Annotated in this window: 11 protein-coding genes; 8 read left to right on the top strand and 3 right to left on the bottom strand. The window is 61.3% G+C overall.

From position 1 onward, the window contains the following. Positions 1-124 precede the first annotated feature (124 nt). From tsaB to NW851_RS12585, 5 genes are all read left to right on the top strand, one after another. Positions 125-799, top strand: a complete 675-nt coding sequence (tsaB, locus tag NW851_RS12565) for a tRNA (adenosine(37)-N6)-threonylcarbamoyltransferase complex dimerization subunit type 1 TsaB (protein ID WP_414335239.1) — start codon at positions 125-127, stop codon at positions 797-799. Between the two features lie 45 nt (positions 800-844). Then, positions 845-1,402 carry an elongation factor P gene (gene efp / locus NW851_RS12570; protein ID WP_414335241.1) on the top strand — a complete coding sequence of 186 codons (558 nt, stop codon included), beginning with the start codon at positions 845-847 and terminating at the stop codon, positions 1,400-1,402. A 63-nt stretch (positions 1,403-1,465) separates the two neighbouring features. Further along, on the top strand, positions 1,466-1,927 hold the full coding sequence (gene accB, locus NW851_RS12575) for an acetyl-CoA carboxylase biotin carboxyl carrier protein (protein ID WP_414335243.1): 462 nt from the start codon (positions 1,466-1,468) through the stop codon (positions 1,925-1,927). A gap of 94 nt (positions 1,928-2,021) precedes the next feature. Further along, entirely contained in the window at positions 2,022-4,334 is a 2,313-nt protein-coding gene (locus NW851_RS12580; RefSeq protein ID WP_414338949.1) for a hypothetical protein, read from the top strand. A gap of 20 nt (positions 4,335-4,354) precedes the next feature. Continuing rightward, positions 4,355-5,410, top strand: coding sequence for a DNA polymerase III subunit delta' (locus tag NW851_RS12585; protein WP_414338951.1), 1,056 nt, complete (start codon positions 4,355-4,357; stop codon positions 5,408-5,410). Here the strand turns inward: NW851_RS12585 and NW851_RS12590 are convergent. Together NW851_RS12590 and NW851_RS12595 are read right to left on the bottom strand one after the other, a co-directional pair. Beyond that, positions 5,394-6,653, bottom strand: a complete 1,260-nt coding sequence (locus NW851_RS12590; protein ID WP_414335248.1) for an ATP phosphoribosyltransferase regulatory subunit — start codon at positions 6,651-6,653, stop codon at positions 5,394-5,396. The two genes, NW851_RS12585 and NW851_RS12590, sit on opposite strands and share 17 nt — an antisense overlap. A gap of 15 nt (positions 6,654-6,668) precedes the next feature. Continuing rightward, a complete protein-coding gene (locus tag NW851_RS12595; RefSeq protein WP_414335250.1) occupies positions 6,669-7,739 on the bottom strand; it encodes an isochorismatase in 1,071 nt (356 codons plus the stop codon). A gap of 304 nt (positions 7,740-8,043) precedes the next feature. Here NW851_RS12595 and NW851_RS12600 point away from each other — a divergent pair, with 304 nt between their 5' ends. From NW851_RS12600 to rpsD, 3 genes are all read left to right on the top strand, one after another. Continuing rightward, positions 8,044-9,411, top strand: a complete 1,368-nt coding sequence (locus tag NW851_RS12600) for a nicotinate phosphoribosyltransferase (RefSeq protein WP_414338954.1) — start codon at positions 8,044-8,046, stop codon at positions 9,409-9,411. Between the two features lie 125 nt (positions 9,412-9,536). Continuing rightward, positions 9,537-10,673: a GDP-mannose 4,6-dehydratase gene (gene gmd / locus NW851_RS12605; RefSeq protein WP_414338957.1), complete on the top strand. Its 1,137-nt coding sequence runs from the start codon at positions 9,537-9,539 to the stop codon at positions 10,671-10,673. 158 nt (positions 10,674-10,831) lie between these two features. Then, the gene (gene rpsD, locus NW851_RS12610) at positions 10,832-11,443 is read left to right on the top strand and encodes a 30S ribosomal protein S4 (protein WP_414338959.1); all 612 of its coding nucleotides are present in this window, start codon (positions 10,832-10,834) and stop codon (positions 11,441-11,443) included. Between the two features lie 77 nt (positions 11,444-11,520). Here the strand turns inward: rpsD and NW851_RS12615 are convergent. Further along, on the bottom strand, positions 11,521-12,864 hold a 1,344-nt coding region (locus tag NW851_RS12615), incomplete at its 5' end, for a TolC family protein (protein ID WP_414338961.1).

Raw genomic sequence — 12,864 nt, forward strand, 5'->3', positions numbered from 1 at the left:
TGAGCGACGTTGGATAACAGTAGTCATGATGGCAAACTTCCCTGAGGAAGCGCGAAGATTGACAACACAACCTTAAAACATCCGTTAAGTTCTGTCAATTGGCTCATTGATCCTGAGAGAGGCCATGTCTCTTCCCCGCTGGATTTTAGGGATCCACACCACCACGCCGGTTTTGGGCTTGGCCCTGCTGCCGTTGGAGCCGGAGCTGGGAGAAACCCGCATTCTGAGCCGGTGGCTGGATCGGGAGATGGCAGCGCAGTTACACCCTTGCCTGAAGGAGTTCTTGGCCGGGCAGGACTGGTCGCAGGTGTCCGGGATCGCGGTCGCTTTGGGGCCGGGCAGCTTTACGGGCAGCCGTTTGGGGGTGAGCGTGGCGCGCCTGCTGGGTCAGCAGTTGCACATCCCAGTGTTTGGCTACTCGGCTTTGGCCGTCCTGGCCCGTCATGCGTGGATCCAGCAGGGATCCCCGGCACAGCCCTTGACGGTGGCGGTGCAGATGGACGCCAAACGGGGAGAGTGGTATGGCGGTGTGTACTGGGTGGGGGCCGAACATCTGGCTGTGGCAGTGGCCGATCAGCTCTGGGCGGAAGCGGCTTGGCAGGCGACTCTCCGAGGGTGGCCGCAGGCCTTATCTGTGGATGCCGCCGATTTTCTGGATCCTGTGCCGGTGGTGGCGTTGGCAGAATTGGCCCACGCCGATTTCCGGGCCGGGTTGCGCCCTCAGTGGCAGGAGGTGCTGCCCATCTATGGTCGTCGTCCCCCCATCGATCCCCAGGTGCTGAATCCGAGTGCCCCCTGATCACGGTAAGATTGGGAAGTCTGAGCAACGGATCCCTCTGCCGACATGATCTCAAGCAACGATTTGCGCCCTGGCGTCTCTGTAGAAATTGACGGAGCTCCCTACAAGGTGATCGAGTTTCTGCACGTGAAACCCGGCAAGGGAGCGGCCTTTGTGCGCACCAAACTCAAAAACATGCAGACCGGCAACGTTGTGGAGAAAACCTTCCGCGCCGGGGAAACCCTGCCGGCGGCCACCATCGAAAAAGTCGAGATGCAATATCTCTACGCAGAGGGGGACAACTTGGTGTTCATGGACATGGAGACCTATGAGCAGGCCCCCATTACTGCCGCCCAAATTGGCTCCGCCGTGAAATACCTGAAAGAAAACATGCAAGTGTCAATCCTGCGTTGGAATGGGCAGGTGATCGATGTGGAGTTGCCCAACACTGTGGTTCTGGAGGTGGTGGAAACCGATCCAGGGGTGAAGGGAGATACCGCAACTGGGGGAACCAAGCCGGCCAAGCTGGAGACCGGTGCTGAGATCCAGGTGCCTTTGTTCATCAAGGTGGGGGAACGGATCCGGGTCGATACCCGCACCGACACCTATCTGGGCCGCGAGTAGCTTCTTCCCCCGGCTTAGGGATTTCCGTTGTGGACAGGTGATGCATCAGGAGTGAGCCTTCCCTTGGATGTTGTCAATTGGCAGGAAATTCGTCTTCTCCTGGCCGCTCTGCAAGAGAGCGATGTAGCCGAACTAACCCTGGAGTACAAAGATTTTCGCCTCACCTTGCGCAAAGGGAGCGCCGAAGCTCCTCCTCCTGCCGCTCCGCCGCTGGCCCCCTCCCCTGCTCCCCCTGCAGAAGCTCCTCCTCCTGAGAGCGCTCCCAAGCCTGCCCCCAGCCACTGGGTAGAGGTGACGGCGCCGATGGTGGGCACCTTCTACAGCGCCCCTGCCCCCGGAGAAACGGATTTCGTCCAGGTTGGCCAACGGGTGAACAAGGGTCAAACTCTCTGCATCATCGAAGCCATGAAGCTGATGAACGAGATAGAGGCCGAAACAGCAGGCGTGGTGAGGGAGATTTTGGTGAGCAACGGCCAGCCGGTCGAATTTGGCCAAGTTTTAATGCGACTGGATCCCACGGGGTAAAGCCAGGGTGGCGCTGCCCTCCCTTGGTGCTTTATCCTGGGGGCAATAAGCTGAAGTGCAGCAGCGACACAGTCTTGAACTGGGAGCCTTCTTGATGCCTCGGCGCTCTTCTTCCCAGAGTGGCTCTACCCCATTCCCCTTTCTGGAGGGGCGGGGTGCTGCTGATGGTGAGGCTGAGTCGAGCTTGCCGCTGGGGCAGCGTTTGCTGCGGGCAGGGCTCATTTCCCAATCCCAGTTGGCCCAGGCCCTGCGGGAGCAGCAGCAAAACCACCTCAAGTTGGGAGAAGTGTGCCTCGAGCACGGCTGGCTCACCCTGCCCGATCTCTACCGCTTTTTGCCCAGCCAGTCCCTTTCTCTGGGGGAGATTTTGGTGGCGCTGGGCCATTTGGATTTCGAGCAGTTGCGGGTTGCTCTGGCCCAACAGCGTCGTTACGGGCGGAAACTGGGGGAGATTCTCGCCTGGAAAGGTTGGGTACAGCCGGCCATTTTGGATCGCGCCTTGGATGTGCAGGTGCAACTGCAACAGATGGCTTCCTCCAATGCGTGGGAGGCGCTGCAGCCTTTTTTGGCCAGGGATCCCCAGCCAACCCCCCAAAGCTCTGCAGCCGGGGATCCTCTCTGGGGGGTGGAGCCGGCTCTGCCCGTACCGGAAGAGGCCAGGATTCGGCCACCCGGGCTTGACTCTGAAGTTGGGGAAGTTCCCGTCTCCAGAACAACAGCCACGGCAGCCCTAGATCCTTTTGCTGATGAGCCTCAACCGGCCACCTTGGCCGACTACCGCAAGCAAGTGGAAGCCTTGCAGCTGCAAATCGAGCTCCAGGAACAGGAATGGGATCGGATCCTGGCCAACATGAATCAGCAGATTGCCGATTTTCAAAGCCAGTATCAACAGCGCATTCAAAAACTGGAAGCCACCATCCGCCTCCAACAAGTGGAGCTCCAGCATCAGGCCACGTTACAGCAGGATTTGCGAGTTTGGCGGGAACAACTGCAACGGCTGGAAACGGAGTTGGCCCTTGTCCGCGCTGCGGAGCAAAAAGCGCAGCGGCAGTTGCAAACCCAGCGAGACTGCTATCAATCCGAATTGGAGCAGTTGCAAGAGCAGATCCAAATTCTGCAGAAACGCCAGTTGGACTCGGTGCCCGGCAGTGTTGTGGCCGACCTACGCGCCCAATTGGAGGCCGCACTTCATCAGATCCAGCAGCTCCGGTCGGAGCGGGATCAGTTGCAGGCCCAACTGGCCCGGCAAGTTGCAGAGTCAGAGGCTGCCCTATCCCCGCATCTGGACGCTTCCCGGCCCGAGCAGGTTGCCACCCCAGAGCAACCGATTGCGGAGCTGAGAGCCGCTGTGCAGAGGTGGCAAGAGCGCTACGCTCAGCTACAGCAAGAGCACGAAACCCAAATGGCGCGGCTTTCCGGCTACGTTCCCCCAGAGCAGGTGGAGAGCTTGCAGGCGCAGCAACAACAACTGCAAGCGGAAGTGGCGCGGTTGATGGCAGCCAACCGTGACTACGAAGCGCACACTGCCCAACTGGAGGAGCAACGGCAGCAGAGCGAAGCTTTGATCCAGCAGCTCAGGGCAGAACAGGCTGAGGCCGAGCAGCGCATTGTCCAACTGGAGGGATCCCTGCAAGCCCGCCAGGAAGCCCTGGAACAGGCTCAGCAGCAACTCAAAAGCATGGGATCCCGCCTCAGCGCCCTCCAACAGCAGCAGGCCAACTTGACGGTGGAGCTGCGAGACGCGCGGGAGCTGCTGGCGGCCTACCGACAGAGCTTGGAGACTTTACAAGAGAACCTCAAAGTTGAGCAGAACCGCAACCGTCTGCTGCAGGTGAGTTACGAACAGCAGAAGCTGATCGCCGAGGCCGCCCAAGCCCAGTTGAGAGCAGCCAACCTCCCAACCGCCAAAGAGGGGTTGGCGCATTCGTCTGGGCCTGCCAGGGGGACGGAGGAGCCTGGGCTCAACGCCGGGGAGCTTCCCGCCAATCCTGAAGACCCGCCGACGGATCCCTTGTTGGCGGAGCTTACCCCGTGGGCCAGGCATCTGTTCCAAAACTTGCAGGAGGCGGGCCTGCTGGATCGGCCCCAGATCGAACACATCCTCAGCCGTTGGCAACAGGCGGGGGGCAAGCTGACGACAGTTATCGGCGAGTGTGCGGGCCTGAAGGCGACCACGATCAAATTCTTTGCCGATGGGGGATATTCGGCCCGGCTGTCGGGGTGCCACACGCTGGGAGAGTTCCTCAAGGCTGCCGACTTGTTGGCTGCTGAGGTGCTGGAGTTCTTGCCGCCAATGGATGAAGCTTCCCCACACTGGGGGGATTCCTTGGTGGAGCGGGGGTTGTTGCGACCGGAGACGCTGCAGTATTTCCGCAAGCACTTCCTGTCGGCTCCCGCCAACCGATAACCTCATCCTCTCCTGCTGAGATGATGTTTGGAGTTGCAGCCGCCGAGACCCCTGACCCGGTGAAGGTCTTGCCCCCGCAGCGCATTGTTGGCCAGGAGACGGCAGCGCGGCTGCTGGTGGCGGCGCTGGAGAAGGGGCGGGTGACTTCCAGCTACTGTTTCTTGGGCCCCCAGGGGGTGGGTCGGGGGCTGATGGCCCGGTGGTTTGCCCAGGCACTCCTGTGCGAAGCCAGCTTTGGGATCCCTTGCGGCAAGTGCTCAAGCTGCCGTTGGCTGCTGGCGGGCAACCATCCCGACCTCCATTGGGTCAACCCCACCTACCTGCACCAGGGCCGTCTGATCCCGGCAGAATCCCCGGAGGCGCAAACTTTGCAGCGGCGCTCGCCACCCCAAATTCGCCTGGAGCAGGTGCAGGGAATAGCTCGCTTTTGTTCCCGTAGGCCGATTCCTGCGAGGACTCCGTCCTGCTTACGCGAACGGCGCTCGGTGGTGGTGCTGGAGGGAGCGGAAACCTTGGCAGAAAGCGCTGCCAATGCCTTGTTGAAAACCCTGGAGGAGCCGGGCCCGGCTCACATCATTCTCATCGCCTCCCAGGCGGCCTCCCTGTTGCCAACCCTGCTGTCCCGCTGCCAGATGGTGCCGTTTCGCCGCCTCAGCCCAGAAGAGGTGGAGCGGGTGTTGGGTGGGTTGGGTTGTCCAGATCTGGCAGGGATCCCCCGATCCGAGCTGATCGCCTTGGCCCAGGGCAGCCCCGGCCTGGCGTTGCTGGCCCAGCAGCACCTGCGGGAGATTCCGCCATCGCTACTGGAGGAACTCAAACGTTGGCCTTGGCACTTTTCTCTTCAGCAGGCGTTGGAACTGGGCAGAGCGGTGGCCGGTTTGGAGCTGCCGGCGCAACTGTGGCTGATCGACTATTTGCAACAGCATTTCAGGCCTACAGCCCCCTATCGCGAGTGGGCGCAGGGATCCCGTCAGGCAATCCAGCAGTTGGAGCGCATTCGCCAACAGCTTTTACAACTGGTGCAGCCGCGCCTCTGTTGGGAGGTCAACCTTGCCAGGATTAGGCCGGGTGGGTGATGTGGTAGCTGCCGTCGGCCTGTACCCAGGCGATCTCCGGGATCCGACACCGGCGGGCGTAGGCTTCGATCTCTTCGGGGTCCCGATCCAGCAACTCCAGCTCTACTGCTTCTGATGCTCGCCAGCGGGCGGCCAAAGCCAGCGCCGCCGGGATCCCCGCCGGCACCAGGGGCACCACCAACCGCTTGCAGACCATCGCCTCGGTTTGGGGATCAGGGGGCAAGAGCCGCAGCAGCGTATCCGGCAGCAGGGTAAAGCCGATCCCCGGCTGTTCCACTTGCTGAGGGCTGTAGAGGGCATGCAGCCGGTCGTAACGTCCTCCCAAGGCGATGACCTCCCCGGCGGCCACCGCCTGAAAAACGATGCCGGTGTAGTAAGCCAGGGTTTGCAGCAGGCTCAGATCCAGCACCACCTGCACTCCATGATCCTGGAGCACCTGGCAGAGCTGCCGCAGATCCCGCAGCCGCTCAGGCGGCACTGGCAGCCGCGCCAGGTTAGAAAGAACCTGAGCGGGCTGGCCCCGCAGCCCCAGGATTTGCAGGCCAATCTGGCGGGCGGCTTCCGGCAAAGGGGCCGATTCTAGGTAAACGTAGTCGAGCCGGGCAATGGCACGGCGCACCGCCGCTTGAGCCGTGGGGGCAACTGGGCTGAGCAGGCTTTCGGTCAGGCCCACATCGCCCAGCAGCAGCGTCCAAGCGGAGATGCCGACCGAGCGAATGCAATCGGCCAACAGCAGCAGGATCTCGGCATCGGCCAGCCATCCGCCCGCCCCGATCAGCTCCACCCCGGACTGAAAAAACTCCTGGCTGCTGTAGGATCCCTCCTCCCGCCGGCTGTTGCGGAAAACGCTGCCGTGGTAGTAGAGCCGCAGCGGCAAAGGCCCGCCGGCTAGACGGGTGGCCGCCGCCCGCACAAGGGAAGCGGTGAACTCCGGGCGCAGCCCCAGCATCATCCCTTCGCCATCCCGCAGTTGCAGCACCGCCTCGGCGCGGATGGATCCCCCCGCCAGCAGTGTTTCCAGCCGCTCCAGGGTGGGGGTGATGAGGCGCTGGTAGCCGTAGCGGCGAAAAACCTGGGTGAGCTGAGCCTCCAGCCTCTCCCGTCGCTGTACTTCCCGGGGCAGCAAATCGCGGGCGCCGCTGGGGGGGCGCAGGCTGCTGGAAAGGGTGGAAGCAGCTAAGGACTCCGTCCCGCTGACGCGATCGTACACAGGCTGCTCCGGCAGAGTGTCCTGCCGCATCATACTGGATCTGCGGGGTCAGCCGGGATCCCTGGGAAACTCAGGCCACTCCCAGATGGGGTCGGTGGAGCGCACCCGGTGCATCCCGGCGGCGGCAAAGCGGGCGAAGGCCGCCTCCGCCTGCTCGCTGAAATCCACCCCGCCGGGGATCACCACCGCTGAGGTGCAATCTTCCAGAAGATAAACTTTCTTAGCCAGGCTGGGATCCGTGGCTTGGATCTCCTGCAACAGGTCGTTCACCGTCCAGGCCACACAGTGGCTTTTGGCTTGGCCAGCCACGATCAGCGCGTCAAACTGCAACAGGTGGCAGATGAGGGACGCGTTTTTCTCGTCGATGGGATCCCCTTCCGGCCCGGTCAAGACCTCCGGACTGAGCACGGAATAATTTTCTGTCAAGGGGTTGGCTCCCTTGAGCTGCAGGCTGGGCTGGCTGTGGCGGGCCATGCCGTGAAAGAAGATCGCCTCTTCCACCGCCGGCACCAGAGCATGGCCGATCCCTCCCAACATGGAGTGGTAGGGCCAGACGATGAGGGGATATTTGCCCCCTTGCTCCAACTGCTCGGCGTAGTGCAGGGCATAAACCTGCAGCCGCGTCAGATCCCCTTGGGTGAGGTTGGCAGCCATTGCGGGGTTCACCCGCCACCGCCCGCAGCGAATATCGGCTGCCGAAATGGCCGTGGCCGGTTCAGGATGGGCTCCCTGCGCGTCCACCCAAAAGACGGGGTGGAAAATCTGCATGGCTGTGTGGGTGTCGAGGGTGGCGATGATCTGGGTGATGTGGGCCAAGTTGCGATAGATAAACTGACAAAGCCGTCGATTGTCTTCCACCGCACCCAAACCGCTGGAGCCGGCCACAAACAGCTCAAAGCCAGGGATGCAAAAGGTATTCTGCACATCGATCAGCAACAAGCCCACCCGCACCCGATCGGCCTCTGCCGGTGGGATCCCGTGCTCCTTGGCCCAGCGCTCGGCTTCTGCTGCCCGCTGTTGGTAGGGCACCCGCCAGATCTCTCCCACCCGCTCCGGCGCAAAGTGGGGCGGCAGGCCCGCCGGCGCCTCAACAGCTAGCTCCTCTAGCATGGGATTCATGGCGTTCTTCCACTGCAACTTGGCCGACCTCGCACAAGCGCGCTCAGGGTTGACGGGGTCGGGTGGATACTTATGGTTAATCTTACTATAAGTCGGGGCTAGAGTTTTGCCCAGGTGGCCGCTCATGTTCTCGGCTACGTTTGGGTTGGGTGTTTTGTCAAGACTGGTTTTTCCAGTCTTGCGGGGGTTGTGGTGCTGCTTGTGGATCCCTGACAGGCAGGCTTACTTATGGTAGGTTTCACTATAACTTTGGCGGCAACCCGCCGCGTGCTCCCGTCCCCCTCCACCTGCCCTGAGGTTTTTCATGTTGAGCCCTGATTTCTCGTCGTTGCGGCCCCAAGACTATGGTTTGCTGACGGATCTGTACCAGTTCACCATGGCCGCCTGCTATGTGGGGGAAGGGTTAGAGGCTCAGCCTGCTGCCTTTGAGCTGTTTGTGCGGCGGCTGCCCACCGACTATGGCTATCTGATCGCCATGGGGCTCGCCCAGGCAGTGGACTATCTGCAGCAGCTCAGCTTTGCCCCTGAGGCTTTGCAGGCGCTGCGGGAAACGGGCATTTTCGCCGATGCGCCGGAGCGCTTTTGGGATCTGCTGGCCCGCTGCCGGTTTGAGGGAGATGTGTGGGCAGTGCCGGAAGGAACCGCCATTTTCGCCAACCAGCCTCTATTGCGGGTGGAAGCCCCCCTCTGGCAAGCCCAACTGGTGGAGACCTACCTGCTGGCCACCTTGAACTACCAGACCCTGATTGCCACCAAGGCGGCCCGGATGCGGGATGCGGCGGGGGATGAGGCCATTTTGCTGGAGTTCGGCACGCGGCGAGCTTTTGGGCCCCAGGCGGGGCTGTGGGCGGCCCGGGCGGCGCTGGCTGCAGGGTTTAACGCCACTTCCAACGTCTTGGCGGCTCTGAAATTGGGGCGCAAGCCGGCAGGAACCATGGCCCATTCCCTGGTGATGGCCATCGCTGCTCTCTCGGGCGACGAGACCCGCGCCTTTCAATCCTTTCGGCGCTACTTTCCCCAGGCCGCGCTTTTGATCGATACCTACGATCCCATCCAAGGGGCGCGCACGGCAGCCCAACTCTTTGCGGCCACCCATCCGGATCAACTGGGATCGCGCGGGGAAATCGGCGGGGTGCGCATCGACTCCGGAGATTTGGAAGATCTCTCTCGCCGGGTAAAGCAGATTTTGCCCCAGGGAGCGCCGGTGTTTGTCAGCGGCGACCTCGACGAACACGAGATCGAGCGTCTGCATCGCTCCCAAGCTCCCATCAGCGGCTACGGGGTGGGCACCCGCCTGGTGACCGGGGAAGGGGTCAACGGGGTGTACAAATTGGTGGAAATCAACGGGATCCCGGTGGCTAAGGCTTCCTTTGCCAAAGCTACTCTTCCCGGGCGCAAGCAGATCTTTCGCGGCCCTGAGGGAGACTTGTTGGGCCGGTTCGATGAGCCCCCGCCCCCCGGCTACGAACCGCTGTTACGCCAGATCATGCACAGGGGTGTGCTACTGGCTCCCTTGCCAGATCTAGAAGCCATCGCCCGCACCAGCCGCGCTTCTGTGCTGAATCTGCCCCAAGGGGTGCGGCAACTGCGCCAGCCGGATCCCTGGCCCATGGCCCTGACCGCGGCCTTGCAACGGGTAAAAGACCACACCCTCGGTCAGGAATCTGCCTGAGGAAAGGGAGTTTTGCTGCATTATAATGTCTTAGCTTTCAAGTCTCTGCTTCGAGATCTGAGTTTTGCTATTGGACTTGAGCCACTTCGCTGCTTAGACTTTTCCCGCTCTTTGCCCCCAACTCTATGACCCAACGTGCCTTAATTACCGGCATCACCGGACAGGATGGCTCTTATCTGGCCGAGCTGCTGCTGCAGAAAAACTACGAAGTTCACGGCATCATCCGCCGCGCTAGCACTTTCAACACCGACCGCATCGACCACATCTACGTGGATGCCCATGACCCGCAAGCCAGGCTATTTCTCCACTACGGGGATCTCACGGACGGCACCACCCTGCGCCGGATCCTGGAACAGGTGCAGCCGACGGAAGTGTACAACTTGGGGGCCCAATCCCACGTGCGGGTGAGTTTTGATGCGCCGGAATACACCGTCGACGCGGTGGCCATGGGCACGCTGCGTCTTCTAGAGGCCATCCGCGACTACCAACAGCGCACCGGGATCCGGGTGAAGTTTTACCAGGCGGGATCCTCGGAGATGTTCGGCCTGGTGCAGGAGATCCCGCAGAAGGAGACCACCCCCTTCTACCCCCGCAGCCCCTATGCCTGTGCCAAGGTGTACGCCTACTGGCAGACGGTCAACTACCGCGAAGCCTACAATCTGTTCGCCTGCAACGGCATTTTGTTCAACCACGAGAGCCCACGGCGGGGGGAAACCTTTGTAACCCGCAAGATCACCCGCGCCGTCAGCCGCATCGTGGCCGGTAAACAAAGCAAACTGTACCTGGGCAACCTGGATGCTAAGCGAGACTGGGGCTACGCCAAAGACTATGTCGAGGGAATGTGGATGATGCTCCAACAACCCCAGCCGGACGACTATGTGTTGGCTACGGGGGAAACCCACACCGTGCGCGAGTTCGCGGAACGAGCCTTCGCGCTGGTGGGTCTGCCCATTACCTGGAAAGGCTCCGGCCCAGCCGAACAGGGATTGTATAAAGACCAGGTGTTGATCGAGATCGACCCCCGCTACTACCGCCCAACCGAGGTGGATCTGCTGCTGGGGGATGCTTCCAAAGCCAAGCGAGTCCTGGGGTGGGAGCCCAGAGTGAGCTTCCCACAATTGGTGGAGCTAATGGTGCTGGCCGACTTGGAAGCCATCGGCCTGGATCCGGATCCCATCCTAGGGGAACGGCGCACCCTCAACGGCCTGCTCAGCGAAGATCGCGCCTTCATCCGCACCCAACTGGGGGTTCATTACGACTGACAAGAGGGATAAGACGGTCGAGACGGGATCCCAAAAACCGCTTCGTCCCCCTTGCCCAGATCGGGGAGTGAACGCTTAATATAGGAGATCGCCAATTCTTCTAGCTTCCTGAACGTTCGACCCTGGACATCCTTTGCTGATTTCGGAGAACTGCCCGCATGTCCCGCTACACAGGTCCCCGTCTAAAAATTATTCGTCGCTTCGGGGGACTTGATCTGCCCGGTTTGACGCGCAAGCGCCCCAAAAATAACAATCCGCCCGGTATGCATGGCGCCGAGCGCAAGAAAAAGTCTGAGTATGCCATTCGCCTAGAAGAAAAGCAGAAGGTGCGCTTCAACTATGGGCTAAGCGAACGGCAGATGATCCGCTACATGCGCAAGGCACGGCGCTCCAAGGGATCCACCGGCTTGGCCCTGTTGCAGATGCTGGAAATGCGGTTGGATTGCATCGTGTTTCGTCTGGGCATGGCTCCCACCATCCCGGCAGCTCGACAGTTGGTGAGCCACGGCCACATAGAGGTTAACGGCCAAAAGGTCACCATTCCCAGCTATGGCTGCAAAGTGGGGGACGTGATTACGGTCAGAAACAAGGAATCTTCTCGCAAGCTGGTATCCGCCTACGCAGAGTATCCGGGTCTGTTTCTACCTGACTACCTGGAGTTTGACAAAGAAAAGCTGCGCGGACGCATCAAAGAACTGCCCCCCCGCGAGCAAATTTGTGCTCCGGTCAACGAGCTTTTGGTGGTTGAGTTCTATTCCCGTAAGCTCTAAGGATCCCTTTTGCTGCTAACTCCCCTCTCCCAGGGGGAGAGGGGCTGGGGGTGAGGGCGCAAAGCCAAGGAGATGGGTTAGAGGCTGCCGATGGCCCGCCGCAGTTGTACCAAGGCGCGGTTGTAGGCGATCACAGCATCGGAAAGGTTGCCACGGGCGGTGGTGAGGGCAGCTTCGGCATTGATCACCTCTGTCTGAGTGCCCACCCCCGCTTGCAAGCGCAGCCGGGCCAAGCGCAGGCTTTCTTCTGCCGAGGCAATCGCCACTTTGGCCGAGTCGATCTGCTCGCGGCTGGAGCTGAGGGTCAGGAAGGCTTCTTCCACCCCCCGCTGGATTTCATTGCGGGTGCCAACGAAATTGCTCACGGCCACTTGTCCATCGATCTGGGCTTGGCGGGCTTGGGCAGATGCTGCTCCCCCATCGAACCACGTCAAGCTGAAATTGGCTCCGACCGAATAGCCAACATCAAAACTGTTGCGGCTGGCGTTGAAATCGTTAACGGCATCGAGGGTGGCGAACAAACCGACCTGGGGGCCATTGCGGGCTTGGGCCAGGCGCACACGGCTTTGGGCTTGTTCCAGCTCGCGGCGTTGGCGCTCCAGCTCTTGTCGTTGGGCGAAGGCAGCGATGATGGTCTCTTCTAAGCTGAGATCCCATTCTCCCATCGGCTCGATGCGGTCGCTGGCCAACACATCGGTGGGGCTGGGAAAGTTCAGCAGTTCGGCCAGACGGCGGCGATTCAGTTGTTGGATGTTTTGGGCCGCCAGCAAGGCTTGTCGATTGTTGGCCAATTCCGTCTCTGCTTGGAGAATCTCGAAGCGCGTGCCCAGCCCGGCCCGTTCTCGGGCTTGAGCATCCCGCAGGGTGGCTTCCGAGCTTTCGACAGCAGCCTGTCTGATGGCAACCCTGGCATCGGCGCTTTGCAGATCGTAGTAGGCGTTGGCCACAGCTTGTTTGACCGTCTGCAGGGCTTGCTCCAGTTGCAGTTGGGCGACGCGCAGAGCTTCTTGGGCCAGCTTCAGGTTTTGCTCCCTGAGGCCAGTGTCAAAAGCGGTGTACTCCACCCGCACCACGCTGGCTGAGAAAGTGTGAACTTCGCGGCTTGGCCCGCCGCCGGGTGAAGGAGGTTCGCTGTATTGGTAACTGGCTCGAGTGGAGAGGCTGGGAGCAAAGGCAGCTTGAGCGACGGCCACCCCGGCCTCGGCCCGCTCGACGGCCAGCCTGGCCTGCTGCACAGTTGGGTTTTGGGCCACGGCGAGCTCCAGGGCTTGTTCTAAAGACAAGCCCTCTCTTCGCTCAATGCGCACCTGCAAGGGGGATTGGGGTACTACCAATTCTTCAGCCGTCAAGGCTCCCTGCACCGCCAGGTCAGCGGCAGGGGCGGAGTCGGCAAGGTTGGGGGGAATCGATAGGGTGGGGGG

It is taken from the genome of Synechococcus sp. H55.7, assembly GCF_047462395.1.
In the GTDB taxonomy this organism is placed as follows: Bacteria; Cyanobacteriota; Cyanobacteriia; order Thermostichales; family Thermostichaceae; genus Thermostichus.

What these genes read in the sequence shown, in the direction of transcription:
- NW851_RS12600 (WP_414338954.1), top strand. Translation starts at nt 8,044, where the DNA reads ATGTTGAGCCCTGATTTCTCGTCGTTGCGGCCCCAAGACTATGGTTTG.
- NW851_RS12595 (WP_414335250.1), bottom strand. Translation starts at nt 7,739, where the DNA reads ATGAATCCCATGCTAGAGGAGCTAGCTGTTGAGGCGCCGGCGGGCCTG.
- efp (WP_414335241.1), top strand. Translation starts at nt 845, where the DNA reads ATGATCTCAAGCAACGATTTGCGCCCTGGCGTCTCTGTAGAAATTGAC.
- NW851_RS12580 (WP_414338949.1), top strand. Translation starts at nt 2,022, where the DNA reads ATGCCTCGGCGCTCTTCTTCCCAGAGTGGCTCTACCCCATTCCCCTTT.
- tsaB (WP_414335239.1), top strand. Translation starts at nt 125, where the DNA reads ATGTCTCTTCCCCGCTGGATTTTAGGGATCCACACCACCACGCCGGTT.
- gmd (WP_414338957.1), top strand. Translation starts at nt 9,537, where the DNA reads ATGACCCAACGTGCCTTAATTACCGGCATCACCGGACAGGATGGCTCT.
- NW851_RS12585 (WP_414338951.1), top strand. Translation starts at nt 4,355, where the DNA reads ATGATGTTTGGAGTTGCAGCCGCCGAGACCCCTGACCCGGTGAAGGTC.
- rpsD (WP_414338959.1), top strand. Translation starts at nt 10,832, where the DNA reads ATGTCCCGCTACACAGGTCCCCGTCTAAAAATTATTCGTCGCTTCGGG.
- NW851_RS12590 (WP_414335248.1), bottom strand. Translation starts at nt 6,653, where the DNA reads ATGATGCGGCAGGACACTCTGCCGGAGCAGCCTGTGTACGATCGCGTC.